Genomic DNA, 24,485 nt, shown 5'->3' with positions numbered 1-24,485 from the left:
TCGGGGCCAGCGCGACCAACGCCGCCCGTAACCCGGCCCGCCCCTGGCGCAGACGCAAACCAGGCGCCGCATGCGCCTCGGATATGCCGCCACGCGGCTGGTACGCTCTTCGATTCACTCTCCGGCCTGCCATTTCCCACCTCGTTGAACGCGCTGTGCGATCCGGCCGCCGCGTCGGGCGACAGCCGTGGCGGCAGTCTGGCCTGGCGATGTCGAGAGGGTGTCGAGGCCTGATGGAGAAAGTGTGGAGGGCGCGTTACCATCGAGCGCCGCCGTTATCGAGCCCGCCCATGTCTGATACTGCAGCGCAACCTGGTACACCCGCTCAGGGGCTGGTGCTGATCGCCGAAGACGAAACCGAGATCGCCGAGATTCTCGCCGCCTATCTGCAGCGCAGCGGCCTGCGTACCCGCCACGCCACCGATGGCCAGCAGGCATTGGCCCTGCACCAATCGCTCAAACCGGATTTGTTGCTGCTCGACGTGCAGATGCCCGTTGTCGATGGCTGGAAGGTGCTCAGCGAGATCCGCGCCCGCGGCGAGACGCCGGTGATCATGCTCACCGCGCTCGATCAGGACATCGATAAGCTGATGGGCCTGCGCCTGGGCGCCGACGACTACGTGGTCAAACCCTTCAACGCGGCCGAGGTGGTGGCGCGGGTGCAGGCGGTGCTGCGGCGCACCCGGGCGAGTATCCCCGCCGCCACGCAGGTGCTACGCGTAGGCCCGTTCCAGGTTGACCTGGAGAGCCATGAGGCCAGCGTGGAGATCGACGGCCAGCGGCAGGCGCTGGCGCTGACCCTGACCGAGTTCAAGCTGCTGGCGTGCCTGATGCGAACGCCTCAGCGGGCATTCAGCCGCACCGAACTGCTGGTGAGCTGCCTGCCCGAAGGCGACACGCTGGAGCGCACCGTGGACAGCCACGTGAGCAAGCTGCGCAAGAAACTCGAAGCCTTCGATATCCAGGGCGTGCCGGCCAGCGTCTGGGGCGTGGGCTATCGCTTCGGTGTGGCGCCATGAAGCCGACACCGGGGCTGCGCCGGCAGATCATCCAGTCCCTGGCGGTGATGGCGCTGGGCATCATCGGCCTCTCGGTGATCGGCAGCTACGTGTTCTATGGCTTTGCGCTGACCTACCTGCCGGGCAGCATCTCAGACTCTCTGGTGCCCTCCCGGGTGGAGCTGGTCTGGATCGTCTGCACCATCATCGCCGCCCTGGCGCTGGCGGTAGTCGTCGCCATTCGGCTGTCGCGACGCCTGATCTCGCCGCTGAACGCGGTGGCGCACAGCCTGCGTGACGTGGCCGAGGGCAAGCTCGATGCCCGCGCCCCGCTGGACGACCAGGCCATGGGCGAGACCGCGCAACTGGTGCGCGACTTCAACGCCATGGCCGAACGTCTGCAGGGCATGACCCGCGAGCGCGAGTTCTGGAATGCCGCCATCGCCCACGAACTGCGCACCCCGTTGACCGTGCTGCGCGGCCGCCTGCAGGGCCTGGCGGAGGGCGTGTTCACTCCCAGCAGCGAGCTGTTCGAGGGGCTGCTGCGCCAGGTGGATGGCCTTGGCCGGCTGGTCGAGGACCTACGCGTGGTGAGCCTCAACGACAGCGGCCATCTGGACGTGCAGCGGATCCGCGTGAGGCTGGCCGATGAACTGCGCGCCGTCCTGCAGGCCTTCGCCACGCCGCTGGCGGACAAGGGCTTTCGGCTGGATGCGCAGCTGGATACCGAGCTGGAGGTGGCGTGCGATGCCGTGCGGCTCCGCCAGGCGCTGATGGCGCTGCTGGAAAACGCCCTGCGCCATGCCGACCCGGGCGCCCTGCACGTGCTCCTGGCACGGGTCGACGACGACTGCCTGCTGAGCGTGGAAGACGATGGCCCCGGTCTCGACAGCGCCCTGGCTGCCGACCTCTTCGAGGCCTTCCGCCGTGGCGAGCCCTCGCGCTCGCGCCAGAGTGGCGGCAGCGGCCTGGGGTTGGCGGTGGTCAAGGCGATCATCGAGGCGCACGGCGGGCAGGCGTACTGTCAGCCGTCCGCCCAAGGCGGTACTCGCTTCGTGTTGCGCTGGCCGCTCACCCCTTCGCGCTAACCCCAGCTCGCCCCGGTCAGCTCGCAGGAGACCTGCCACAGCCGCTCTTCCACCGCGCGGTCGCGGGCGGCCTCGCTGCGGTGGGCGGGTTTGGGCGCGCCGCGGGTCTCGCCGAGCCCATTGGGGCCGAAGTAGTCGCCGTTGTGGACATCCTCGGCGAGGGCCGCATGCAGCGTGGGCCGGGCGCCGTCGGCGGCGGACTGGCTGATCAGCGGCAGCAGCAGCTTGAAGGTGCGCCCCAGCAGCGGGCGGCTCTTCACGCCGCTGTCGAACAGCGCGGTACGCGAGAGCCCCGGGTGCGCGGCGACACTCACCAGCGGCCAGCTATCGGCCTCGCTGCGCCGCGCCAGCGCCTGGGCGAACAGCAGCATGGCCAGCTTGGACTGGCGATAGCCGCGCCAGGGGTCGTAGTCACGCGCGGCGTCGAGATTGTCGAAGTCGATCCGGCCGCTGCGGTGGGCCAGGCTGGAAAGCTGGACCACGCGGGCCGGGGTGGCCGGGCCAGCGGCCAGCAGCAGCGGCAGCAGCAGGCTAGTGAGCAGGAAGTGACCCAGGTAGTTGACCCCGAACTGACGCTCGAAGCCGTCACGGGTGGTCTCACGGCTGGGCGGGGCGAGCAGACCGGCGTTGTTGATCAACCGGGCCAGCGACTTTTCCTGCTGGCGCAGCAGCTCGGCGAAGGCGCGTACGGAGTCCAGCGAGTCGAGATCGAGCAGCTCGAAGCGCACCTGTGCGTGCGGATGCTGCGACCGTACGGCGTGGCAGGCGAGGCGCCCGCGCTCTTCGCTGCGCGCGGCGATCACCACGCGATAGCCCGCTGCCGCCAGGCCCTTGGCGGTCTCCAGCCCGAGCCCGGCGGTGGCGCCGGTGACCACGGCGAGTGGCGCGTCGGCGGTGTGAGTCTTGGCGATCATCGAGCTGGCTCCGGTATCGGACTATCTTTTGAGTGTCAGCCTGCAGGCTTGGCCATTGAGACCGCCTATCGCGGCACCTTTAGCGTGGCGGCAGGCGGACATATCAGCAAGCCTTGATACTCAGGGATACCCTGTTTCAGTAGTCACGAGGGGAGTGAAAGATGGCAACGAGAAGTCTGATCGGGCGTAGCTGGATCATCCTGATGGCGTTCGGCGTGGTCGCCGTGATCTTCGGCGCGATCGCGATCTTCAAGCCGCTGGGGGCGATCGCCGCGCTGACCTGGATCATGGGCATCCTGGCGCTGGCGGAAGGCATCACCACGCTGGTGACCACGGCCACCGCCTATCGTGGCGCCGGCAAGGGCTGGCTGATCGGTTATGCGCTGTTCTCGGTGCTGTTCGGCCTGCTCGCGATCTTCGACCCGCTCTCCATGGCCAGTGCACTGCTGGTGCTGGTGGGTATCTGGCTGGTGATCGCCGGGGTGTTCCGCCTGCTGCTCGCACTGCGCATTCGCCGCCCGGTGCCGGGCCAGGGCTGGACCGCCCCCGGCGAGGGCTGGACCGTGCTCAGTGGGGTGCTGGCGCTGCTGCTGGGTATCCTGCTGATCGCCAGCCCGCTGAGCGGCCTGGTGGCCACCGCGCTGTGGATCGGCGTCGTCGCGCTGATCTACGGGGTGATCCAGATCATCGCCGCGCTGCGCGTGCGTAAGGCGTTTTCCGGCCTTTGAGGGGAGCCCCTCCGTCGCCGGGTCGCGGAACGCCCGGCACGGCAGGGTCGAGCATGTTTCCGCTCACTTGGGCATCAGCACCCACATCTCGCCCCGCTGCTTCATGCGGCTGGCGGCCTCGCCGGCGGCGTCGCCGTGGCCCCAGTAGAAGTCCGCGCGCACCGCGCCCTTCACCGCGCTGCCGGTGTCCTGCGCCACCATTAGGCGTTGCAGCGGCTGCTGCGAAAGCGGCTGGGTGGTGGAGAGAAACACCGGCGCGCCGAGCGGGATCTCGCTGGGGTCCACTGCGATACTGCGCTCCGAGGTGAGCGGCACCCCCAGCGCGCCCACCGGGCCGCTGCTGTCGGAGAGCGCCTGGTCGCCGGTCAGCTCGCGGAAGAACACCATGCGCGGATTGACGTTGAGCATCTCTTCCACCTGGCTCGGGTGGCGCCGGGCCCAGGCGCGCACGCCGGGCAGCGTGGCCTCGGCGGGGGTGATCTCGCCGCGGTCGATCAGCCGCTTGGCGAAGGAGCGAAACGGCTGATTGTTGGTGCCGGCATAGGCCACGCGCATGGTGGTGCCATCGGTCATCTCGATGCGCCCCGAGCCCTGGATCTGTAGATAGGCTGCCTCTACCGGGTCATCGACCCATACCAGCTCGGTACCCTTCAGATCGCCGCTGCGCATCAGCTCGCGGCGGGTCGGGCCGACGTGGGTGTGCTTCTTCCAGTACTTCGGATACTCGTAGAGCGGCGTCTGGTAGGGGCCGCCGCGCACCCGCGAGCCGCGCAGGATGGGTTCGTAGTAGCCGGTGATCAGCCCGGTGGAACTGCCGTCGCTGTTGGTCACCCGGTAGGGCGTGAAGCGGGTCTCGAAGAATTGCTGAATCGCCTGGGCATTGAGCGGGTCGACCGATTTCGCATCGGCACACACCCCGCGCCACAGCGGCTTGCGCGCCAGCCGGGTGCAGCTTTCACGAAAGGCGCTCCACGCCGCCATCGGCTGATCCCGGCTCCAACCGGGGAGGTGCTGCCAACTGGTGGCGCGATCCTGGCGCTCGACCCGGGTCTCGGCATCACCGCTCGGCGCCACGCTGGTGATCGGCGCGCTGCTGCAGCCGGCCACTACCAGCGCCAGCAGCAGGCTCCCCAGCAGTGCCGCATGCCGGCGCAGCGCCGCCATCGGGCGGCGGCGCGAGCGCGGCGCCGAAAGAGACGCCGATAGCGGGCAAGACGACGCGGAAAAAGACAGCGCGGGGGAAGACGACGCGGGTAAAGACAACGCGGAAGGATAAGCGGCGGCGCGCTCGGCTGACAGCATACGGTTTCGATCCTTGAACACGGTAAGGTGGCGGCGCGGCGGGGCCTAGGTGCTGTTTGAAAAGTCGACGAGCGAAGGCCAGGCAAGGCAAAAAGCGGCGAAAACGCGGAGTTTACAGGGTGTAAATGAGCATTCTGAGCCGATTTTTAACACCGCATGGGCGAGCGCAGTACTTTTCAGACAGTGCCTAAGTCGCCAACCCGCGAGCATATCGCCACCGCCTGCCAGCGTCGAGACGCCGCCGTGCCCAGGCATGACCCTGCCCCTTGCTCGGCTGCGGCATTACACTGTGCTTTTTCCCGCGGCAGGAACGCCCCATGACCCATGTCATCTCCATCCAGAGCCACGTCGCCTACGGCTATGTCGGCAACCGCGCCGCGGTCTTCCCGCTGCAGCGGCTGGGGCTGGAAGTCACCGCCATCAACACGGTCCAGTTCTCCAACCACACCGGCTACGGCGCCTTCACCGGCGAGGTGTTCTCGCCCGCTCACCTGCGGAATGTGCTCGACGGGGTCGAATCGCTGGTCGGTCTGGGCGGCGTGGATGCGGTGCTCTCCGGCTACATGGGCGACGAAGGCATCGGCCGTGCGGTGCTCGACAGCGTCGACCGGGTCAAGCAGGCCAACCCCGAGGCGCTCTACTGCTGCGACCCGGTGATGGGCGATGTCGGCCGCGGCTTCTTCGTGCGCGAAGGTATCCCCGAGTGGATGCGCGACCACGCCATCCGCCGCGCCGATATCGTCACCCCCAACCAGTTCGAACTCGGCTTCCTCTCCGGGCGCGAGATTCACACCCTGAAAGACGCCCTCGCCGCCACCGCGGCGCTGCGGGCCCAGGGCCCGCGGGTGGTGCTGGTCACCTCGCTCGAGGTGGCGGACGACGACGCCGGCCATATCGGCATGCTGGTGGATGCCGCCGGCGGCAGCTGGCGCATCGCCACGCCCAAGGTAGACTTCGCCATTCCGCCCAACGGTGCGGGTGACTTCACCGCCGCCATGTTCCTGGCTCAGAGCCTGCGCGCCGGGCTCGGCGACGAAGGCCCGGCGCGGGCGCTGGAGCAGACCGCCGCCGCGGTGCAGATGCTATTCGAACACACCCGCCGCGCCGGCACCCGCGAACTGGCGATGATCAGCGCCCAGCACGATATCGTCTCGCCGAGGGTGACCCTGCACGCCGAGCGCCTGCGCTGACCGATGACCCTTGCGGAGACACCCCAGCCGCCGCTCTACCTGGGCATGGCGATGTGGGCCAACAACGACTGGCGCGGCAGCCTGCTGCCGGCCCACGGTGACGCCGGCCTGGCCGACTACGCCCGAGTGTTCAACGCGGTGGAGGGCAACACCACCTTCTACAGCGGCCTGCCCAAGGCGGAGACCATCGCCGCCTGGGCCGCGCAGGCGCCTTCGACCTTTCGCTTCTGCTTCAAGCTGCCGGGCCAGCTTACCCACGCCAAGCGCCTGCGAGAGATCGACGACGAGTTCGCCCGCTTCGTAGAGGGCCTCGGCCCGCTGGCGGATCGGCTCGGCCCGCTGATGGTGCAACTACCGCGGGATTTCGGCCACGCCGAGCTGCCGGCGCTGGCGCAGCTACTCTCGCGCTGGCCGCCGGGCCTGCCCTGCGCAGTGGAAGTGCGGGAGCTTGAATTTTTCCACAAGGGGTTGGCGGAACAGTCACTCAACCGCTTGTTGATAAGTCAAGACGTGGATCGCGTGATGCTCGACGTTCGCGCGCTATTTGCCACACCCGCGGGGCTTGACAAAAAGCTCGCAGCCGCTCAAGGCGAAAAGCCGAAAGTCCCACTACACGTGCTCTCCACGGCGGTCAACCCTGTCGTGCGCTTCATCGGACACTTCGATGAAGCGATCAACGCAGCGCGCTTCGCGCCGTGGATAGAACGGCTTAGCCTGTGGATAAAACAGGGGAAAACCCCTTTTCTCTTTGTGCATACGCCGGATAATCGCCAGGCGCCGGAGCTGGCGCGCCAGTGCTACAGCCGGCTCGCCGAGCGGGTTGCGCTACCCCCGCTGGCCGAGTTTGCCGGTGACCGGCAGGAATCCCTGTTCTGAGTGGTATCCCCCCGCTAGAAACACCGGCGGCACACCCTGCCTTGGTTGATCTTCACGTTAAGGTCAAATCCCGGTAGGGTGAAGAAAAGTTAACAACAGGCAATGCCCGTGTCCGGCCCAACCTACGCCATTGGCGAACTCGCGCAGCAGTTCGACGTTACCACCCGCACCATCCGCTTCTACGAGCAGGAAGGCCTGCTCTCCCCCGAGCGCCGGGGCAAGACCCGCGTCTACCGCGACAAGGACCGCGTGCGCCTCAAACTCGCCCTGCGTGGCAAACGGCTCGGCTTCTCGTTGATCGAGATACGCGAAGTGCTCGATCTCTACGACGACCGCAACCACGGCAGCGTGCGCCAGCTCGAACGCATGCTCGAAATCCTCGCCGACAAGCGCGCCAACCTCGAACGCCAGCTGGAAGACATCCGCGCCATGCAGCGCGAACTCGATCAGGTCGAAGCGCGGTGCCAGAGTGCACTAGGTGAATTGAAGGCATCCGAGCGTTCTTGAACCTGGCCGCTCTCGTTATGCCAAGCGTAAAGTGCCCCCGTCTCCTAAATAATCTTCGGTTTCCAACGCACCAGCGCCTCTCCCTCTGACGCCACGATTGATTAATCCTTTCGTGGCGTTGTCTCTAATGTAATGCTTGGTTACTGTGCGTAGAACAGCACAAGAGATGGCTTACAGCGTCACAAGCTCACAAGGGACAGCCGCGCTGGGATGATGGTAACCATCGTCATCCTCCATGGCTGGCGGTAGCGTGGCGGCCTTCCTCAATAGCTAACCGGACGACCCAACGCCACACGACTGTGTCTATGCACAGTTATATCGGAGCGAGCAAAACGTGTGAGCTTTTTCAAGTTGCAAAGCGAGCGGGCTATCTGACACCTGTTAATTGAAAAGGAGTATGTTTTGTCAAAATTAAACGTATTTGTAGATGGATCATGGCTTTTTAAGGCTTGTGCCCCAGAGAGGGCGCTAGCATACCGGCTCGAATACCCGGACCGTTTGTTCAAACTTGATTTTAAAAAGCTTGTCGACTCGCATGCTGAAGCATGCAAATAAACATGCGGAAGGCGGGTGTGCAGAGCTCGGGAATCTCTTTTTTTCTACCAGCATTTTTGATCTTCCCGATGACTTAGACGAATGGCCAAATGAGCGCGACAATATCTCACCCGCCGATATCGATAATGTTCGGAGAAGCACCGGAGCAAGGGATGTCTTCACCCAAAGGGCTATCGATGCCGGTTTTCTTGAGGATGCTATCTTCCGTCCTCGGCTGAAGGGCTGGATGATTGAGAATCTCAAAGGACATAAATTTCAGGAAAAACAAGTAGACACCACCGTTGTTGCTTTGCTTGTGAAGTCGGCTATCACGCAACCAGAGAATGTACATGTAATCATCACCGGTGATGCTGACATACTCCCTGCAATCAGGGTTGCGTATCCTGAATATTCAAATAATGTTTTTGTTGCAACAACTCATCCGGATCAACTTAAGTCAGAATCAAGGCAAACATCCTACGCACTTGCAGATTTTGATTATTCTATTGAGCCGTTCTTCTTAGAGCGAAAAGCGGAAGAGATATTGGAAGGGTGTAACGTCTATTCATGCGTACATTGCAACAAGGTGTTCTCGCGCCCAGCTCCTATTCCTACAAGAGCGCAACCGTGTTGTAATCCTTGTCATCAAAAACGAACATAATTAACCAGGCCATGCATCAGATGCCAAAACCTCTGTTTCGTGCTGGTTTTGTCACCGGTGATGGCAGCGTTAGCGAGAGGAATAGCTTCGTGCAACTTGATGGAAAATCTCTTACTACACCTGAATCAATAGACCAGAAAGTAGCTTCATTTTGTAGGAGCCTGAGCAGTGAGACTCCGGTATATGTTGAAGTTCACCCTGAGCCATGGTGCCGGCAAAGTTGCTGCGAAATGAATGTGGGTCGACTTATTGAGAAAGATGGAGGGAAGAAAGTTATTGGCTATAAAATTTGGTATAAGAAAAACAAATATATTGAAGCCGAGCGCCACGTCATTTGGAAGAAAGACGGCGCTCTAATCGATCCAACCTTCAATACAGATGGTGAGAAAAAGGTGCTCTTCTTACCAGATTCTAATGCTTCAAAAGAGTATGAAGATCGACCGATAAAAATCAGGAAAGGCTTTACTCAGAGATCGCGGCTGTTCGCGAAGCAGCAAGATGAAAATGACAGGAATATTGTCAGAATGAGTAATGAAGAGTCATGGGAGCGAATGCTTTCCTACGAGGATTGGCTAGCGGGGAAACGCATGCCAAATGTGTGGCGTGAACCAAGTCGCTAAAAATCGCTGACATGGCGACGTCTTTTCCATTGCGGCTGCGCCTTATTATAAAGTCGCGCATGCTGCGGGCGTTAGGCAAAATGATGGAGGACTCGTGGATTTAATCGACGAAATAAAGCATGCTTTAAGGGATGGCCTTGGTAGATCCGAGGCTGGGAGATATGAAGTTTTTGAGTGGGGCAATTCCCCCCCGTCAGCGTTGGCCTACTCTCGTCAGAACAAAGAGCTTCTAATGCTATCTTTGCCTGGCCAAGATGCTGTCGCATTAACTGCTGAAGAGTATTTGGACTTGGCAAAGGATATTAATGAGAAACTAGGGTCTTTTGTATCACCTAATCAGAAAATCGGTGGCTTGCTCCTCTGGGGTGGAAAGACTCAAGGGCCTGTGCATGTTTATCGCTTTCGTGTCTTCAATGAGCCTGGGTTTGCCTAACCAGTGCATGCACGGTGACGTCCATTACATTGCGCCTCCGGCTCCATTTCATGGGCGCGCATGCTGCAAGCGTTATATGAGTGAGAAATGGCCATGGAGAACAGATTTGCGGTCTCGCTGTATGACGTTGATCGATGGAAGCTAACCGATGAAAAGGGGCAAGCAGAAGTTGTCAATCAACTGATGCACGAGTGCGAATTTCATGATGAGAAAAAGTCAAAACTCATGACCTCGGGATTTCGTGCTAATAGCTCTTCCGCTCAGATTGCCAGTGACTTGATCTTGGGGTTTTTATACCTGCGGCCATCACTTTTGCCGGATTCCTTCTAAACATTGCGCCCCACTGATAATCGAATAACTCAAGACTCGCCCTCAGAAAGAGATCACGGTTGACTATAAAGGACACCGAATTACTATCCGAGGTTGTGGTGATGTTGCTAAAGAGCTACAGGGCTTGGTCGAAAAAATAGATGAAAGTGAGTCCGGTGATGACCGATAGAACATATAACCAGGCCGTACACCTGATGCCAATATCAGCGCTTCTCTTCAGTTTTTCCTTCGGTGACGGCAGGCATTACTGAGAAGGTAGGTCGGGCAATGTCTTTGGAAGAAACGCTGTTTATAGGGAGTCCAAAAATTTCTGTGGAGCTGCCCTTGGACCGGATCCTGGAGCACTATGCGATTATTCGAGATGCTATCGCTACCACAGAGCACATTGTGCCCGAAGATTTGCCTGATCTTCTGGTCAATCAATCTTTTATCTATGCTTTTAATTTTTACAAAGCAATCAGCTTTCTTCTGCCTCAGTTTTATCATGAAGCGGCAGCCGCTGTCGTGCGCCAACTCTGGGAGGTATCACTCAATCTTCATGGCGTCGGAATAGACGCTGAAAAACGGTCAAGGGATTTCTGCAACTATACGGTCATGGAATGCCGGAAGTTACTCAGTAAAGCAGATGCCAGCCACCAGATTGACGACTTCGATAAGGCTACCAAGCGTTTTCAAGAACGTTTCAGATATCAAGATAAAAGGGGGTGTAATCGGTCGTATGGCAATTTCGCAGTGGCCAGGATTCACGATAGGGCGACTGAGCTTGGTGAGCCTTGAGAATATGAATATACATTGGTCTACCATCTGGCGTCTATGCATGCTCATGGAGCACCAGTAGCTGTTTTGCGCGCGATTTTTCAAGCGAGTTACCCAAATCCGGAACGACTTGAAAAATTCAGCATCTTTAATGGCTATCCTCGCTGTAAAAGTAATGGTTCGCAATGTGGAGCTGCTTCATTAACTTGGCGTGATCTCTGATGCTTCTGCAACTCGGCAAGCGTTCCGGGACTTTGAGGCAACAATTAAAATAGAGCCCGAAGGCTCTCAGTAGCAAAGTGGTCAACGGGACGCCAACTACGCTGCGCTCCGTTGGTACCCATTACCACGGGCGTTATGCAGTGTATGTCAGAACCATCGAGGGCTGAAGATGAGAGAATCAAATTTGTCATTTGGATTGGCTACTGACCATGATGTCGCAACAATATATTCATGGCTTTTAGAGCATGATCGCCGGGAGGTGTATGGATCATTTTTATGCAATTGGAATTTAACGCAGCGCGTTCATGACGAACATCAGCTTTTCGTGGCCACTCTCGAGGATGAGCCGGTCGCCTACATCTGGGGCGATTTTGGCATACTGGAGGTTCGTGAAGATCTTAGAAAGAAGGGCGTTGGAAAGCAGCTAGTAGAATATGCAATGCAACGTGCCATTAGCAGTGGCAGAATTGCTGTTTCCATCGAGTGTAAACCCGAATCGTCCATTCCTTTTTGGAAAAAAATGGGGTTCGAATTTCATAATAACAATGAAGCGTCATTTGTTTTTGAAAAGTACCTGGATGTTCCTACTGACGGCTCGCCGGTAAACGTAAAGATAATGTTTTATCCAGAGCAAGCAAAATGGATATCCGAAACAGTACCGATAAAGTCCTTTTCTCCGACTGCTGTGCTAGATAATCAAGGAGTAATACATTTCCAAAATCGGGTGGCGGCCTACGTCAGGAGCGAAAATTATAAAGGCGATGCGATGATTAAAATATGCGTAGATGGTGAGTCTGTTTATTTTGATAAGGCAAAGTACTCCGAAGCAAGTGCAATAGGGGTGGCCTATAATTCAGGTGCCTTCTATATAGATAAGGTGCATAATAAAGCATTATGCCGGTCAAGCCGGTGAATGCGGCGTTATGAATAGGAAGCCCATGGATCAAGATCAGAAAGAGCGGTACATACGGTGGCAAAACTATCGCATTACCCAATTGTCATTTTCAATCAACTTGTTTCTTGGATTCGCTGTTGCATCACTAGCCTATGCTATAAATATAAAGTTGGGAAAAGTTGCTCAGCAGGCATTGCCTCTGAATTGTGTGATTATTGTTTGGTCAGTTTCGGCAGGGCTTGGTTGTGTTGCTACCGTATCGCGGCTCATTGACTATCGATACACCGCGAGGAAGATCAAAGATGGAGGTTGCTTTAATGCTCTCATGGCTAAATGTTGTGGTTCGGTCACGTGGGGCTGCTTTTGGCTGCAAATTATAGCTTACGGAATAGGAGCGTGCTTATTTGTCCAGGGCGTTGTAAATGCATAGCTAGTTGCATCAGTTCACGCCTGCGGCGCCAGACGCTCGTTCCTCGCGCCGCTGTGCAAAATGTTAGCTCGTCAGTGGTTCTACTAATTGATATATTTGCAGGTCGATTTATTAAACACACATTCTTTGGGGGCTCACATGGTCGTCGTTTATGGCATCAAAGAGTACTTGAATCCTATCAAGGCGCAGCTTTCGAATGTCATTCATGGCTGCATGCAGGATGTTCTCGGGATGCCGGCGGGCAAGCGAGCTCAACGGTTCGTACCGCTGGACTCAGAGGATTTCTATTTCCCTGACGATAGAACGTCGGCTTACACGGTTATCGAAATCAACATGATGCAGGGGCGGTCCAAGGAGACACAAAAGGCGCTAATCAAGGCGCTTTTCCGCCAGATAGAAGCCGAGATCGGCATATCGCCCATCGATATCGAGATCACGCTCAAGGAGCAGCCCGCTCACTGCTGGGGATTTCGTGGCATGACCGGAGATGAAGCACGTGATCTACAATATTCGGTGAATGTATGACGTGGCAGCTAGTGCCTAGACTCATGCACGTGGAACCAACCGAGTACTGACGATGGATTGGCTGACGTTCATTTCGAGCCTCGTCCGGTCGCTGGCCTGGCCGGTGTTCGCTCTGATTCTCGCGCTTCTCTTCCGCGACCAGATCCTGCAGTTTGGGTCCTTCATCAAGAAGCTGCGGGCCGGGCCTATCGAGGCTGAGTTCGAGCACGACCTTGAGCAGTTGCGCTCGCTATCGCCAGGTCGGGATAACGTCGTCGGTGTGCGTGGCGGTGAGGAGGAGACGTTTCTCACCGAGCTGGCCGAGCGCCATCCCCGTACGGCGATATTGGAGGCGTGGACTCGATTGGAGCGCGCGGCCCGAGCGTCGCTATCGCCACGGGAAAGCGAAGATAGTGGCCCGGGCGAGATATCAGCGGCTCGGCTGCCGGAACTACTGGTGCGGGAAGGGCTGATCGATCAGCCACAGGTGACGTTGTATCACGAGCTGCGGCGTTTGCGTCGTGAGGTGGCTCGCGATCTGGAACCGGCGAAAGAGGCGGCACGCACCTATGTCGAGTTGTCTCTAGCGCTGCAGTCTCAGCTAGATCGCGGGGCCTGGAGCGGTTGATCCATGAATGACCAGGCTTTTTACGAAAACTACCTGCGCTCGGCAATACGGCGTTAAAAATCGGCTCAAAATGCTCATTTACACCCCGTAAACTCCGCGTTTTCGCCGATTTTTGCCTTGTCTTGCCTTCGCTCGATGACTTTTCGTACAAACCCTAGCGCGCCGCCAGCGCTACGCCGACCCTCGACCGATTCGGCTTGCCGATCGTCTGTGTTATCCACACCCCTGTCTCTGCCAAGTTATCCAGATCCACGCCACTGTCGATGCCGAGGCCGTTGAGCAGGTAGATCACGTCTTCCGTGGCAACGTTGCCGGTGGCGCCCTTGGCGTAGGGGCAGCCGCCGAGTCCGGCGACGGCGCTGTCGATCACGCTGATGCCCTCTTCGAGCACGGCGTAGAGGTTGGCCAGCGCCTGGCCGTAGGTGTCGTGGAAGTGGGCGGCGAGTTTGTCCCTGGGGATATCCCGGCTCACGGCGTCGAGCAGGCGCTTGGCCGCGAGCGGGGTGCCGACGCCGATGGTGTCGCCCAGCGAGATTTCATAACAGCCCATCTGATAAAGCGCCCGAGAGACCTCGGCGACCCGTTGGGGGGCGATGTTGCCTTCGTAGGGGCAGCCGAGCACGCAGGAGACATAGCCGCGCACGCGCACGCCGGCTTCCCGGGCGCGTTCGATCACCGGTTCGAAGCGCGCCAGCGATTCGGCAATCGAGCAGTTGATGTTCTTGTGCGAGAAGGCTTCGCTGGCCGCCGCGAAGACGGCGACCTCCTCGACGCCGCACTCCAGCGCGGCTTCCAGCCCTTTGAGATTGGGCGTGAGCGCGGAGTAGACCACGCCCGGCCGGCGGCGAATGCCGGTCATCACCTCGCGGTGATCCGCCATCTGCGGCACCCATTTGGGCGAGACGAAACTCGCCACTTCGATCCGCTTGAGCCCCGCCGCACCGAGCCGCTCGATCAGTTCCAGCTTGGCGGCGGTGGCGATGGGCTCGGCTTCGTTCTGTAGCCCGTCGCGCGGGCCGACTTCGACGATACTGACGTGCTTCGGCATTGCCATGTCAGCTGTCCCCGTTCGTGTCGGCGCCGGCGTTGGTCATCGCCTCGGCATTGGTGAACGCGAGCAGCTCATCCCCCTGCGCCACGGCGTCACCCACCGCGACATGGAAGGCTTCCACCGCTCCGTCGGCGGGGGCGCTCAGGGTGTGCTCCATCTTCATCGCTTCCACCACCACCAGCGGGGTGCCTTTCTCCACCGTCTGGCTAGGTTCGACCAGCAGCGCCACCACGGTGCCGTGCATCGGCGCGGTCAGCTTGGCTTCGGTCTCTTGCGGTAGATGGTCGGCACGGTCGGCGCGGCGCCAGATCAGGCGCGACTCTTGACCTGCGGCGGTGAGCACGATGGCGTCGCCTTCGCTGGCCGGGTCGAGCCGGGCGAAGAGGCGCTGGCGATGGCCATCCAGGGTGAGCGCCAGGGTGTCGTTGTCGAGACGCTGGCACTGCCCGGCGACCCGGCTTGTCTCCTCGCCGTCGCGCTGTACCTGAAGCTGCCAGGTCTCTTGTGCTGGTTCTTGTGTCAGACCCTGTGTTAGTCCCTGGGTGGCGATCACCTCGTACGTGCCGCTGCCGTCGGTCTCCTGGAAGGCGAGACGTACTCGGTGTGGTGCGTTGAGCCGCCAGCCGTCGCGGCGCTGCCAGGGGTCGTCGGCGCGCGATGTTCCGTCGGTATGGTTCCTGGCAAGCTGATCGATAGCAACCAGGGCCGCGCGCGCGATATCGGCGTCGGTGGCGTGGAGCGCGGCGAACAGATCGTCGTGATGATGCTCGATGAAACGGGTATTCAGCTCGGCGGCGATGAAGTCCGGGTGGGTCACCAGCCGCTGCAGAAAGCGGCGATTGGTGGTCACGCCGCTGATATCCAGCGCGGCCAGGGCGCGGGCCATTTCGGCCAAGGCCTGGCCGCGATCCTCGCCGTGGACGATCAGCTTGGCCAGCATCGGGTCGTAGTGCATGGTCACCGTGTCACCGGCCTCGACGCCGCTATCCAGGCGGATTCGCCCGTGCGAATCGGCGCTCGCCAGCGGCAGCGCGAAACGCAGGAGCTTGCCGGTGGCGGGGAGGAAGTCGTTGTCCGGGTCTTCGGCATAGAGCCGCGCTTCGACGGCGTGGCCGGTGAGCGTCAGTTCGCTCTGCGCCTTGGGCAGCGCCAGGCCAGCGGCGACCCGTAGCTGCCACTCGACCAGATCCTCGCCGCTGATCATCTCGGTGACCGGGTGCTCGACCTGCAGCCGGGTGTTCATCTCCATGAAGTAGAACGGTGAGCCGTGCTCCTGCGTGGTCTCGGCGGCGGCATCCAGCAGGAACTCCACCGTGCCGGCGCCGACATAGCCGATCTCCTGGGCGGCGCGCACCGCGGCCTCACCCATCTCGCGGCGCAGCGCTTCGGGCAGGTGCGGTGCGGGGGCCTCTTCGAGCACCTTTTGGTGGCGTCGCTGCACGCTGCAGTCGCGCTCGAACAGGTAGACGCCGGCGCCGAGGCTGTCGCAGAACACCTGTACTTCGACATGGCGCGGCTGGGTCAGATACTTCTCGATCAGCATGCGCTCATCGCCGAAGGCGGCGCGGGATTCGCGGCGGCAGCCATCCAGCGCCGCCTGGAACTCGCGCTCGGACTCGACCACCCGCATGCCCTTGCCGCCGCCCCCGGCGCTGGCCTTGAGCAGCACCGGGTAGCCGATCTTGCCGGCTTCTTGCCGCAGCAGGGCGTCGTCCTGCGCTTCGCCGTGATAGCCGGGCACCAGTGGTACGCCGGCGCTGGCCATGCGTGCCTTGGCCGCGGCCTTGTCGCCCATGGCGGCGATGGCGCTGGCCGGCGGGCCGATGAAGACGAGCCCGGCGGCGTCGCAGGCGGCGACGAACTCGGCGTTCTCGGAGAGAAAGCCGTAGCCCGGATGGATGGCGTCGGCGCCGCTGCGCTGGGCGGCGGCGATGACCTTGTCGATGGCGAGATAGCTTTCGCCGGCCGCCGCCGGGCCGAGGCGGATCGCTTCGTCGGCCTCGCGCACGTGGCGGGCGCGGGCGTCGGCATCCGAATAGACCGCGATGGTACGCAGGCCGAGGCGCCGCGCGGTGCGGATCACCCGGCAGGCGATCTCGCCACGATTGGCGATCAGGACGGCGCGGAGCGGGCGGGGCGCAGTGGCGAGACTCATGAGCGCGGCTCCTTGTCGCCCCCGCTGGCCGCGAGCCAGGCGGGCGGGCGTTTGTCGAAGAAGGCGGCCAGCCCCTCCTGGCCTTCGGCGCTGACCCGTAGCTCGCTGATGGTGCGGCACGCGGCCTCGCGGGTGGCGTCGCTCTCCGGTTCGCGGGCGATCTGCGCGAGCAGCGCCTTGGTGGCGCGCTGGGCCTGGGGGGAGGCGGCGAGCAGGGTGTCGATCTGGCGGTTGATCTCTTCATCCAGCGCGTCGCCAGCCACCACCTGATGCACCAGCCCCAGCTCGCGGGCGGTGGCGGCGTCGATCACCTCGGCGGTCAACGCGTAGCGGCGCATCTGGCGGGCGCCGATGGCGCGCTGGACATAGGGCCCGACCACCGCCGGCGAGAGGCCGATCTTGACCTCGGAAAGACAGAAGCGCGCCGCATCCGAGGCGATGACCAGATCGCAGCAGGCGGCCAGCCCCACCGCGCCGCCGTAGGCCGCGCCCTGCACTCGGCAGAGCGTGGGGCAGGGCAGGGTGTCGAGCCCGTGCATCAGGCGCGAGAGCTGGCGCGAGTCGACCAGGTTGTCGTCGACGCTGTAGTCGACCATGCGCTTCATCCAGACGAGATCCGCCCCGGCGGAGAAGTGCTTGCCGTGGGAGCCGAGCACCACTACCCGCACCTCTCCGCTCGCAGCCAGGGCGTGGAGGCGCTCGAGATGGGCGTTGAGTGCGGCGATCAAGGCGTCGTCGAAGGCGTTGTGTACCGCGGGGCGGTCCAGCGTCAGCCGCGCGACGCCGCGAGAGTCGATGTCCAGTTGGCAGTGATGGGTGCTCATTTAGCCGTTTCCCTCTATCCGCTAAAGGTGGCGAGCGATGCTCAGGCGAGGCAAAAATCGGCGAAAAGACGGAGTTTACGGGCGTGTAAATGAGTACTTTGAGCCGATTTTTAACAAAGCATGAGCGAGCGCAGCCCCTTTAGGATTACATCCTGAAGACGCCGAAACGCGTCTCTTGTATCTCTGCGTTCATTGCGGCGGAGAGTGCCAGGCCGATCACATCGCGGGTCTGCAACGGGTCGATCACGCCGTCGTCCCACAGCCGGGCGCTGGCGTAGTACGGGTGCCCCTGGCGCTCATACTGTTCGCGAATCGGCGCCTTGAAGGCGGCTTCCTCGTCTTCCGGCCAGTCGCTGCCGTCGCGCTCCATCTGCTCCCGTTTCACCTGCGCCAGCACGTTGGCCGCCTGTTCGCCGCCCATCACCGAGATGCGCGCGTTGGGCCACATGAACAGCAGGTTGGGGTCATAGGCGCGGCCGCACATGCCGTAGTTGCCGGCGCCGAAGCTGCCGCCGATCAACACGGTGAACTTGGGCACCTTGGCGCAGGCCACGGCGGTGACCAGCTTGGCGCCGTGCTTGGCGATGCCCTCTTGCTCGTACTTGGAGCCGACCATGAAGCCGGTGATGTTCTGTAGGAAAATCAGCGGGATCTGGCGCTGGGCGCAGAGTTCGATGAAGTGCGCGCCCTTCTGTGCGGACTCCGAGAACAGCACACCGTTGTTGGCGACGATACCCACCGGATGGCCGCACCAGTGGGCGAAGCCGGTGACCAGGGTGTCGCCGTAATAGCGCTTGAACTCGTCGAAGTCGGAGTCGTCCACTAGCCGCCCGATCACCTCGCGCACGTCATACGGCTTGCGCAGGTCGGTGCCGACGATGCCGTAGAGCTCCGAAGGGTCGAGCCGCGGCGGGCGGGATTCGCGCAGCGCCAGTTCGCCGCGCTTGCGCCAGTTGAGCCGGGAGACCGCGCGGCGGGCGAGCTGCAGCGCATGGGCGTCGTTCTCGGCATAGTGGTCGACCACGCCGCTGATCCGTGCGTGCACGTCCGCGCCGCCGAGATCCTCGGCGCTGATGGTCTCACCGGTGGCGGCTTTCACCAGCGGCGGGCCGCCGAGAAAGATGGTGCCCTGGTTGCGCACGATGATCGATTCATCGGCCATCGCCGGCACGTAGGCGCCGCCGGCGGTGCACGAGCCCATCACCACCGCGATCTGCGGGATGCCGGCGGCGGAGAGCGTGGCCTGGTTGTAGAAGATGCGGCCGAAGTCGTCGTGGTCGGGAAAGACCTCGTCCTGCTCCGGCAGGTAGGCGCCGCCGGAGTCGACCAGGTAGAGGCAGGGCAGGCGGTGCTTGCGGGCGATCTCCTGGGCGCGCAGGTGCTTCTTCACCGTCAGCGGGAAGTAGGTGCCGCCCTTGACCGTGGCGTCGTTGGCGACGATCACGCACTCCACGCCGCTGACCCGGCCGATGCCGGCGACCACGCCGGCGGCGGGCACCGGGGTGTCGTAGACCTCGTGGGCCGCCAGCGCGCCGATCTCGAGAAAGGCCGCGCCCTCGTCGAGCAGCTGGTCGATGCGCTCGCGCACGAACAGCTTGCCGCGGGACTCGTGCCGGGCGCGGGCCTTGTCGCCGCCGCCCCGGGCGATCTCGGCGCTCAGCGCGTGGAGCTTGTCGACCTCCGCCCGCAGCGCCTGGGCGTTGGCCTGGAAGGCCTCGGCGCGGGGGTTTATCTGGCTACTCAGTATGGCCATGCGACCCTCCTATGCCGATTCGGAGAACAATTCTCGGCCAATCAGCATCCGCCGAATCTCGCTGGTGCCGGCGCCGATCTCGTAGAGCTTGGCGTCACGCAGCAGCCGCCCGGTGGGGTACTCGTTGATATAGCCGTTGCCGCCGAGCAGCTGGATGGCATCCAGCGCCATCTGGGTCGCCTTTTCGGCGCAGTAGAGGATCACCCCGGCGGCGTCCTTGCGGCTGACCCGGCCGCGGTCGCAGGCGCCGGCCACGGCGTAGAGATAGGCGCGGCAGGCGTTGAGCGTGGTGTACATGTCGGCGAGCTTGCCCTGGATCAGCTGGAACTCGCCGATCGCCTGGCCGAACTGCTTGCGCTCGTGGACGTAGGGCACCACCACGTCCAGACACGCCTGCATGATCCCGATCGGGCCGGCGGCGAGCACCGTGCGCTCGTAGTCGAGCCCGCTCATCAGCACGCGCACGCCGCGGTTCTCCTCGCCCAGCACGTTCTCCGCCGGTACCTGGCAATCCTCGAACACCAGCTCGCAGGTGTTGGAGCCGCGCATGCCCAGCTTGTCGAGCTTCTGCGCGGTGGAGAAACCGGCGAACCCCTTCTCGATCAGAAAGGCGGTGATGCCCTTGGCGCCGGCTTCGGGGTCGGTCTTGGCGTAGACCACCAGCACGTCGGCGTCGGGGCCGTTGGTGATCCACATCTTGTTGCCGTTGAGCACGTAGTGGTCGCCATGCCTGTCGGCGCGCAGGCTCATCGAGACCACATCCGAGCCGGCGCCGGGTTCGGACATCGCCAGCGCCCCCACGTGCTCGCCGCTGATCAGCTTGGGCAGGTACTTGGCCTTCTGCTCGGCCGTGGCGTTGAGCTTGATCTGATTGACGCAGAGATTGGCGTGGGCGCCGTAGGAGAGCCCCACCGAGGCGCTGGCCCGGGAGATCTCCTCCATGGCGATGCAGTGCGCCAGGTAGCCCATGCCGCTGCCGCCGTCTTCTTCGCTGACGGTGATGCCGAGCAGCCCCATGTCGCCGAACTTCTGCCACAGGTCCGCGGGGAAGGCGTTGTCGTGGTCGATCTGGGCCGCGCGCGGAGCGATCTCGTCGCGGGCGAAGGCGTTGACCTGTTCGCGCAGCATGTTCAACTCGTCGTCGAGGCCGAAATCGAGCTCGGTGTAGGGGGCGTGCATCGGATGATCCTCCGCTGTCGATAGGCAAGAACGCGGGGTCGCGGGACATGGCTCGCAGGCGCTCTCGGCTTTATACGTTGACGTTAACGTCAAATTTTGGATAGGGCCAGAGCCCCTCGACCATGGTCTTAGGCACTGTCTGAAAAGTACTGCGCTCGCCCATGCGTCGTTAAAAATCGGCTGGAACGCCAGCCCGGTCCGTTTTCGCCGATTTTTGCCTTAGCTGCGCGCCCCGGCCTTGCCTTCGCTCGTCGACTTTTCAGACAGCACCTAGGCTCTTCGAGAAAGATCTAGGCCCGCCCAGCCTTCTCCGGGACCGCCGCCCGATCCAGCAGCAGGATCTTGCCGTCGGCCTCGGCGACGATCTCGTCGCGCTGGTTGCGGCAGTGCCCCGCCAGCACCGCGATGCCGCCCTGATGGTGGGGCTTGGCGATCAGCTCGGCGATGCGCCACTCGGTGGTCAGGGTGTCACCGGCGAAGACCGGGGCCAGAAAGCGGCAGTCTTGCGCCAGATAGGCGACTGCGGTGGCATAGAAGTACATGCCGATGGAGGCGGTCATGTAGGCCGAGGTCATCGGCCCGTGCAGGATGCGCTGGCCGAAGCGTGTCTGCTGGGCGAAGGCGTCGTTGCTGTGCAGCGGGTTGAAGTCGCCGAACAGGCCACAGGCCTGGACGATATGCGCCTCGGTGATGGTCAGGGTCTGGCCGAAGGTGTCATCGACGGCGATCTCGTCGAAGGCGTTGCCGACAAAATTCATGCGATCACTCCAGGGCTCGCAAGGGGCGTGTTCATGGGGTCTCGTCGCGATCCAGCGTTCGCAGCGCCTTGCGCACGATCTTGCCGGTGGCGGTCATCGGGAATTCGTCGACGAAGTGGATCTCGCGCGGGTACTCATGGGCCGCCAGGCGCGAGCGCACGTGCTGCTGCAGCGTCTCCACCAGCGCCGGGGAAGCGTCCCAGCCTTCGGCGAGCACCACGTAGGCAGCGACGATCTCGGTGCGCAGCTCGTCAGGCTTGCCTACCACGGCGGCCATGCGCACCGCCGGATGGCCCAGCAGGCAGTTCTCGATCGGCGCGGGGCCGATGCGGTAGCCGGCACTGGTGATGACGTCGTCATCGCGGCTGAGAAAGCTGAAGTAGCCCTCGGCATCGCGCCGGCCCATGTCGCCGGTCAGCAGCCACTCGCCGGCGAACTTGGCCGCGGTCGCCTCCGGCTTCTGCCAGTAGTGCAGAAACATCACCGGGTCCGGTGCGCGCACCGCGATATGCCCGGTCTCGCCATCGGCGAGCCGCCGGCCCTCGGCGTCGACGATCGCCAGCTCGTGCCCCGGCACCGCCTTGCCGATCGCCCCCGGGCGGTGCACGCCGAGCGCCGCGCAGGCCGAGAGCACCATGTTGCACTCGGTCTGGCCGTAGAACTCGTTGATGGTGAGCCCGAAGGTCTCCTGCCCCCACGCCAGCAGCGCCTCCCCCAGCGACTCGCCACCGCTGGCGACGCTGCGCACGTCGAGCTGCCAGCGGCGTTGCGGCTGCTCGACTCGACGCATCAGCTTGAGCGCGGTCGGCGGCAGGAACAGGTTACGCACGCGGTGGCGCTCGATCAGCGCGAACGCCGCCTCCGGCGAGAACTTGAGCATGCGGTGGGCGACGATCGGCACCGCGTGGTAGAGCGCCGGCAGCAGCACGTCGAGCAGGCCGCCGATCCAGGCCCAGTCGGCCGGCGTCCACAGGCGGTCGCCGGGCTGCGGCAGCAGGTTGTGGGACATCTCCACCCCCGGCAGATGCCCCAGCAGCACGCGGTGGCCGTGCACCGCGCCCTTGGGGCTGCCGGTGGTGCCGGAGGTGTAGATGATCAGCGCCGGGTCGTCGGGATGGGTATCGCGGGTGACGAAGGCCTCGCTGGCAGCGGCCAGCTCGGCGTGGAAGTCGAGCGCGTCAGAGGTGGGCCTACCCGCTTCGGGCACGCCATCGACGGTGTAGATCGCCTGCAGCGTGGGTAGCTGGTGGCGGATCTCGTCGAGCGTCGCCAGGCCGCGGGCATCGCTGACGATGGCGCGCATGCCGCAGTCGGCAAGCCGGTGGAGCAGCGCCTCGGGGCCGAACAGGCTGAACAGCGGCACCGAAATCGCCCCCAGCTTGAAGCAGGCCAGATGCACCAGCACGGTCTCATGGCGCTGGGGCAGCAGCACCCCGACCCGGTCGCCGGGCTGAACGCCCTGGGCGACCAGGCTGTTGGCCAGCCGGTTGGCACCGCGCTGGAGCTCGGCGAAGGTGATCTCGCGGGCGCTGCCGTCGTCACCGATCTCGATCATCGCCAGGCGCTCGGTGTCCTCCGCCCAGCGGTCGCAGCAGACGCTGGCGATGTTGAAGCGCGCCGGCACCGTCCATGCGAAGTTGGCGTGGAGGCGGTCGTAATCGCTCTCTGGCGGCAGCAGGGCGCTGGCGTCGGGGGTATTCATCGGCTCAGAAACTCCCGAATAGGGTGCCCAGGGTGATCACCGCGACCAGCGTGATCATCGGCACCACGATGGTGACCATGGCGATGTTGGGATAGGCCTGGCGATGGGTGAGGCCGCAGATCGCCAGCAGCGTGATCACCGCGCCGGAGTGGGGCAGGGTATCCATGCCGCCGGCGGCGATGGTGGCGACCCGGTGCATCAGCTCGGGGTTGAGACCGACCGCATTGGCCATGCGCAGATAGTCGTCACCGAGCACGCTGAGGGCGATGCTCATGCCGCCGGAGGAGGAGCCGGTGACCGCCGCCAGCACGTTCATCGACACCGCCTCGGAGATCAGTGGATTGCCCGGCGCCAGGCTCAGCACCGCATCGCGGATGACCACGAAGCCGGCGAGGCTGGCGATCACCGCGCCGTAGCCGACCTCGGAGGCGGTGTTGAACACCGGCAGCATCGAGCCGAAGCAGCCCTTGTTGATGGTGCCCTTGAGATCCGCCCAGTGGCGCCAGCGGCTGACGACCAGCCAGGCGCACGACACCAGCAGCGCGATGATGATCGCCCACAGCCCGAGCATGGCGCCGGGGTCGAGGGTGCCGAAGCGCGCCTCCGGCAGCCCGGAGAAGTCGAGACCCGGCAGAATGGCGTAGGTCAACAGGGCGTTGAGGCCGATCACCATCACCAACGGGGTGAAGGCGGCCAGGGTACCGATCTCGGGTACGCCGGCCGCGGCCTCGAGGGGCTCGATCTGCTCGTCGGGGTGCTGGCCGTAGCCCTCGCCCCGGCGCGTCGCCCGGCTCGCCCGAGACTGCAGCCACCAGGTACCCAGCCCCAGCATCATCGCCCCGGCGATGATGCCGAGCCCGGGTGCGGCGAAGCTGGTGGTGTGGAAGAACGGAATCGGGATCGCGTTCTGGATCGCCGGCGTGCCGGGGAGCGCGGTCATGGTGAAGGTGAACGAGCCCAGGGCGATGGCGCCGGGGATCAGCCGCTTGGGCGTGTCGGTCTCGCGGAACAGCGCCGCCCCGATGGGGAAGACCGCGAACGCCACTACGAACAGCGACACGCCGCCATAGGTGAGAATGGCGCAGGCCAGCACCACGGTCAGCACCACATGGCGGGTGCCGAGGCGCTTGATGATCCAGCGCGCGATGGCGTGCGCGGCGCCGGAGTCGGCCATCAGCTGGCCGAACAGCGCGCCCAGGATGAACAGCGGGAAGAACTTGATCAGATAGCCGCCGAGCGCCTTCATGAAGGTATCGGTGTAGATCGGCAGCAGCAGCCCGCCATCACCGGAGAGCAGCACCGCCAGTGACGCCATCAGCGGCGCCAGCAGCAGCACGGTGATACCGCGATAGGCGAGGACGATCAGCAGGATCAGCGAGACGACGATAGCCAGGGTACTCATGGTGCCAGGCCCTTGTGTCGGGGGCTCATGGCGCAGGCACGCCGG

The 24,485-nt window shown here is 62.9% G+C and carries 24 protein-coding genes; 14 read left to right on the top strand and 10 right to left on the bottom strand.

Annotated elements, in window-relative coordinates; all coding sequences use genetic code 11:
* Positions 1–290 precede the first annotated feature (290 nt).
* Positions 291–1,019 (top strand): response regulator, encoded by a 729-nt coding sequence (locus tag ABV408_RS19300; protein ID WP_353980487.1) that lies wholly within the window; start codon positions 291–293, stop codon positions 1,017–1,019.
* The gene (locus tag ABV408_RS19295) at positions 1,016–2,086 is read left to right on the top strand and encodes an ATP-binding protein (protein ID WP_353980486.1); all 1,071 of its coding nucleotides are present in this window, start codon (positions 1,016–1,018) and stop codon (positions 2,084–2,086) included. The genes ABV408_RS19300 and ABV408_RS19295 overlap by 4 nt, the downstream gene beginning before the upstream one ends.
* Here ABV408_RS19295 and ABV408_RS19290 read toward each other — a convergent pair.
* Complete coding sequence (locus tag ABV408_RS19290; RefSeq protein ID WP_353980485.1) at positions 2,083–3,000, bottom strand: oxidoreductase; 918 nt, start codon at positions 2,998–3,000, stop codon at positions 2,083–2,085. The genes ABV408_RS19295 and ABV408_RS19290 overlap by 4 nt on opposite strands.
* Positions 3,001–3,161: 161 nt before the next feature.
* On the opposite strand from ABV408_RS19290, the gene ABV408_RS19285 reads away from it, so the two are divergent.
* Positions 3,162–3,728, top strand: a complete 567-nt coding sequence (locus ABV408_RS19285) for an HdeD family acid-resistance protein (protein ID WP_035475466.1) — start codon at positions 3,162–3,164, stop codon at positions 3,726–3,728.
* A gap of 63 nt (positions 3,729–3,791) precedes the next feature.
* Here ABV408_RS19285 and ABV408_RS19280 read toward each other — a convergent pair whose 3' ends face one another.
* A complete protein-coding gene (locus ABV408_RS19280; protein WP_353980484.1) occupies positions 3,792–4,892 on the bottom strand; it encodes an MltA domain-containing protein in 1,101 nt (366 codons plus the stop codon).
* A gap of 455 nt (positions 4,893–5,347) precedes the next feature.
* On the opposite strand from ABV408_RS19280, the gene pdxY reads away from it, so the two are divergent.
* The 11 genes from pdxY to ABV408_RS19225 all read left to right on the top strand — a co-directional run bounded on the left by pdxY (position 5,348) and on the right by ABV408_RS19225 (position 13,616).
* Complete coding sequence (pdxY, locus tag ABV408_RS19275) at positions 5,348–6,220, top strand: pyridoxal kinase PdxY (RefSeq protein ID WP_353980483.1); 873 nt, start codon at positions 5,348–5,350, stop codon at positions 6,218–6,220.
* Positions 6,221–6,223: 3 nt separating this feature from the next.
* Complete coding sequence (locus tag ABV408_RS19270) at positions 6,224–7,096, top strand: DUF72 domain-containing protein (RefSeq protein WP_110673782.1); 873 nt, start codon at positions 6,224–6,226, stop codon at positions 7,094–7,096.
* A 102-nt stretch (positions 7,097–7,198) separates the two neighbouring features.
* The gene (locus ABV408_RS19265; protein ID WP_035475471.1) at positions 7,199–7,603 is read left to right on the top strand and encodes a MerR family DNA-binding transcriptional regulator; all 405 of its coding nucleotides are present in this window, start codon (positions 7,199–7,201) and stop codon (positions 7,601–7,603) included.
* Positions 7,604–8,138: 535 nt separating this feature from the next.
* Positions 8,139–8,798: a hypothetical protein gene (locus ABV408_RS19260; protein ID WP_353980482.1), complete on the top strand. Its 660-nt coding sequence runs from the start codon at positions 8,139–8,141 to the stop codon at positions 8,796–8,798.
* 20 nt (positions 8,799–8,818) lie between these two features.
* Positions 8,819–9,418 carry a hypothetical protein gene (locus ABV408_RS19255; protein WP_353980481.1) on the top strand — a complete coding sequence of 200 codons (600 nt, stop codon included), beginning with the start codon at positions 8,819–8,821 and terminating at the stop codon, positions 9,416–9,418.
* A gap of 94 nt (positions 9,419–9,512) precedes the next feature.
* Positions 9,513–9,851: a hypothetical protein gene (locus tag ABV408_RS19250; RefSeq protein WP_353980480.1), complete on the top strand. Its 339-nt coding sequence runs from the start codon at positions 9,513–9,515 to the stop codon at positions 9,849–9,851.
* A gap of 87 nt (positions 9,852–9,938) precedes the next feature.
* Entirely contained in the window at positions 9,939–10,181 is a 243-nt protein-coding gene (locus ABV408_RS19245) for a hypothetical protein (protein ID WP_353980479.1), read from the top strand.
* A gap of 267 nt (positions 10,182–10,448) precedes the next feature.
* Entirely contained in the window at positions 10,449–10,958 is a 510-nt protein-coding gene (locus ABV408_RS19240; RefSeq protein WP_353980478.1) for a hypothetical protein, read from the top strand.
* Positions 10,959–11,328: 370 nt separating this feature from the next.
* On the top strand, positions 11,329–12,072 hold the full coding sequence (locus ABV408_RS19235; protein ID WP_353980477.1) for a GNAT family N-acetyltransferase: 744 nt from the start codon (positions 11,329–11,331) through the stop codon (positions 12,070–12,072).
* 550 nt (positions 12,073–12,622) lie between these two features.
* The gene (locus ABV408_RS19230; protein ID WP_353980476.1) at positions 12,623–13,009 is read left to right on the top strand and encodes a tautomerase family protein; all 387 of its coding nucleotides are present in this window, start codon (positions 12,623–12,625) and stop codon (positions 13,007–13,009) included.
* 52 nt (positions 13,010–13,061) lie between these two features.
* Positions 13,062–13,616, top strand: coding sequence for a hypothetical protein (locus tag ABV408_RS19225; RefSeq protein WP_353980475.1), 555 nt, complete (start codon positions 13,062–13,064; stop codon positions 13,614–13,616).
* Between the two features lie 154 nt (positions 13,617–13,770).
* On the opposite strand, the gene ABV408_RS19220 is transcribed toward ABV408_RS19225, so the two are convergent.
* From ABV408_RS19220 to ABV408_RS19185, 8 genes are all read right to left on the bottom strand, one after another.
* Positions 13,771–14,670, bottom strand: a complete 900-nt coding sequence (locus ABV408_RS19220; RefSeq protein ID WP_353980474.1) for a hydroxymethylglutaryl-CoA lyase — start codon at positions 14,668–14,670, stop codon at positions 13,771–13,773.
* Between the two features lies 1 nt (position 14,671).
* The gene (locus ABV408_RS19215) at positions 14,672–16,822 is read right to left on the bottom strand and encodes an acetyl/propionyl/methylcrotonyl-CoA carboxylase subunit alpha (RefSeq protein WP_353980473.1); all 2,151 of its coding nucleotides are present in this window, start codon (positions 16,820–16,822) and stop codon (positions 14,672–14,674) included.
* Positions 16,819–17,646 (bottom strand): enoyl-CoA hydratase-related protein, encoded by an 828-nt coding sequence (locus tag ABV408_RS19210; RefSeq protein WP_353980472.1) that lies wholly within the window; start codon positions 17,644–17,646, stop codon positions 16,819–16,821. Before ABV408_RS19210 ends, ABV408_RS19215 begins: the two co-directional genes overlap by 4 nt.
* Before the next feature lie 145 nt (positions 17,647–17,791).
* Positions 17,792–19,399 carry a carboxyl transferase domain-containing protein gene (locus ABV408_RS19205; RefSeq protein ID WP_353980471.1) on the bottom strand — a complete coding sequence of 536 codons (1,608 nt, stop codon included), beginning with the start codon at positions 19,397–19,399 and terminating at the stop codon, positions 17,792–17,794.
* 9 nt (positions 19,400–19,408) lie between these two features.
* Positions 19,409–20,578, bottom strand: a complete 1,170-nt coding sequence (locus ABV408_RS19200; protein WP_353980470.1) for an isovaleryl-CoA dehydrogenase — start codon at positions 20,576–20,578, stop codon at positions 19,409–19,411.
* A 290-nt stretch (positions 20,579–20,868) separates the two neighbouring features.
* Positions 20,869–21,336, bottom strand: a complete 468-nt coding sequence (locus tag ABV408_RS19195; RefSeq protein WP_353980469.1) for a MaoC family dehydratase — start codon at positions 21,334–21,336, stop codon at positions 20,869–20,871.
* A 31-nt stretch (positions 21,337–21,367) separates the two neighbouring features.
* Positions 21,368–23,038: an acyl-CoA synthetase gene (locus ABV408_RS19190; protein ID WP_353980468.1), complete on the bottom strand. Its 1,671-nt coding sequence runs from the start codon at positions 23,036–23,038 to the stop codon at positions 21,368–21,370.
* 4 nt (positions 23,039–23,042) lie between these two features.
* Entirely contained in the window at positions 23,043–24,440 is a 1,398-nt protein-coding gene (locus tag ABV408_RS19185; protein ID WP_353980467.1) for a GntP family permease, read from the bottom strand.
* Between the last annotated feature and the right edge of the window lie 45 nt (positions 24,441–24,485).

This window comes from Salinicola endophyticus (genome assembly GCF_040536835.1).
GTDB lineage: Bacteria > Pseudomonadota > Gammaproteobacteria > Pseudomonadales > Halomonadaceae > Salinicola > Salinicola endophyticus_A.
This window is presented reverse-complemented; position numbering and strand designations above follow the sequence as displayed.

What these genes read in the sequence shown, in the direction of transcription:
- ABV408_RS19300 (WP_353980487.1), top strand. Translation starts at nt 291, where the DNA reads ATGTCTGATACTGCAGCGCAACCTGGTACACCCGCTCAGGGGCTGGTG.
- ABV408_RS19295 (WP_353980486.1), top strand. Translation starts at nt 1,016, where the DNA reads ATGAAGCCGACACCGGGGCTGCGCCGGCAGATCATCCAGTCCCTGGCG.
- ABV408_RS19290 (WP_353980485.1), bottom strand. Translation starts at nt 3,000, where the DNA reads ATGATCGCCAAGACTCACACCGCCGACGCGCCACTCGCCGTGGTCACC.
- ABV408_RS19285 (WP_035475466.1), top strand. Translation starts at nt 3,162, where the DNA reads ATGGCAACGAGAAGTCTGATCGGGCGTAGCTGGATCATCCTGATGGCG.
- ABV408_RS19280 (WP_353980484.1), bottom strand. Translation starts at nt 4,892, where the DNA reads ATGGCGGCGCTGCGCCGGCATGCGGCACTGCTGGGGAGCCTGCTGCTG.
- pdxY (WP_353980483.1), top strand. Translation starts at nt 5,348, where the DNA reads ATGACCCATGTCATCTCCATCCAGAGCCACGTCGCCTACGGCTATGTC.
- ABV408_RS19270 (WP_110673782.1), top strand. Translation starts at nt 6,224, where the DNA reads ATGACCCTTGCGGAGACACCCCAGCCGCCGCTCTACCTGGGCATGGCG.
- ABV408_RS19265 (WP_035475471.1), top strand. Translation starts at nt 7,199, where the DNA reads ATGCCCGTGTCCGGCCCAACCTACGCCATTGGCGAACTCGCGCAGCAG.
- ABV408_RS19260 (WP_353980482.1), top strand. Translation starts at nt 8,139, where the DNA reads ATGCTGAAGCATGCAAATAAACATGCGGAAGGCGGGTGTGCAGAGCTC.
- ABV408_RS19255 (WP_353980481.1), top strand. Translation starts at nt 8,819, where the DNA reads ATGCCAAAACCTCTGTTTCGTGCTGGTTTTGTCACCGGTGATGGCAGC.
- ABV408_RS19245 (WP_353980479.1), top strand. Translation starts at nt 9,939, where the DNA reads ATGGCCATGGAGAACAGATTTGCGGTCTCGCTGTATGACGTTGATCGA.
- ABV408_RS19240 (WP_353980478.1), top strand. Translation starts at nt 10,449, where the DNA reads ATGTCTTTGGAAGAAACGCTGTTTATAGGGAGTCCAAAAATTTCTGTG.
- ABV408_RS19235 (WP_353980477.1), top strand. Translation starts at nt 11,329, where the DNA reads ATGAGAGAATCAAATTTGTCATTTGGATTGGCTACTGACCATGATGTC.
- ABV408_RS19230 (WP_353980476.1), top strand. Translation starts at nt 12,623, where the DNA reads ATGGTCGTCGTTTATGGCATCAAAGAGTACTTGAATCCTATCAAGGCG.
- ABV408_RS19225 (WP_353980475.1), top strand. Translation starts at nt 13,062, where the DNA reads ATGGATTGGCTGACGTTCATTTCGAGCCTCGTCCGGTCGCTGGCCTGG.
- ABV408_RS19220 (WP_353980474.1), bottom strand. Translation starts at nt 14,670, where the DNA reads ATGGCAATGCCGAAGCACGTCAGTATCGTCGAAGTCGGCCCGCGCGAC.
- ABV408_RS19215 (WP_353980473.1), bottom strand. Translation starts at nt 16,822, where the DNA reads ATGAGTCTCGCCACTGCGCCCCGCCCGCTCCGCGCCGTCCTGATCGCC.
- ABV408_RS19210 (WP_353980472.1), bottom strand. Translation starts at nt 17,646, where the DNA reads ATGAGCACCCATCACTGCCAACTGGACATCGACTCTCGCGGCGTCGCG.
- ABV408_RS19205 (WP_353980471.1), bottom strand. Translation starts at nt 19,399, where the DNA reads ATGGCCATACTGAGTAGCCAGATAAACCCCCGCGCCGAGGCCTTCCAG.
- ABV408_RS19200 (WP_353980470.1), bottom strand. Translation starts at nt 20,578, where the DNA reads ATGCACGCCCCCTACACCGAGCTCGATTTCGGCCTCGACGACGAGTTG.
- ABV408_RS19195 (WP_353980469.1), bottom strand. Translation starts at nt 21,336, where the DNA reads ATGAATTTTGTCGGCAACGCCTTCGACGAGATCGCCGTCGATGACACC.
- ABV408_RS19190 (WP_353980468.1), bottom strand. Translation starts at nt 23,038, where the DNA reads ATGAATACCCCCGACGCCAGCGCCCTGCTGCCGCCAGAGAGCGATTAC.
- ABV408_RS19185 (WP_353980467.1), bottom strand. Translation starts at nt 24,440, where the DNA reads ATGAGTACCCTGGCTATCGTCGTCTCGCTGATCCTGCTGATCGTCCTC.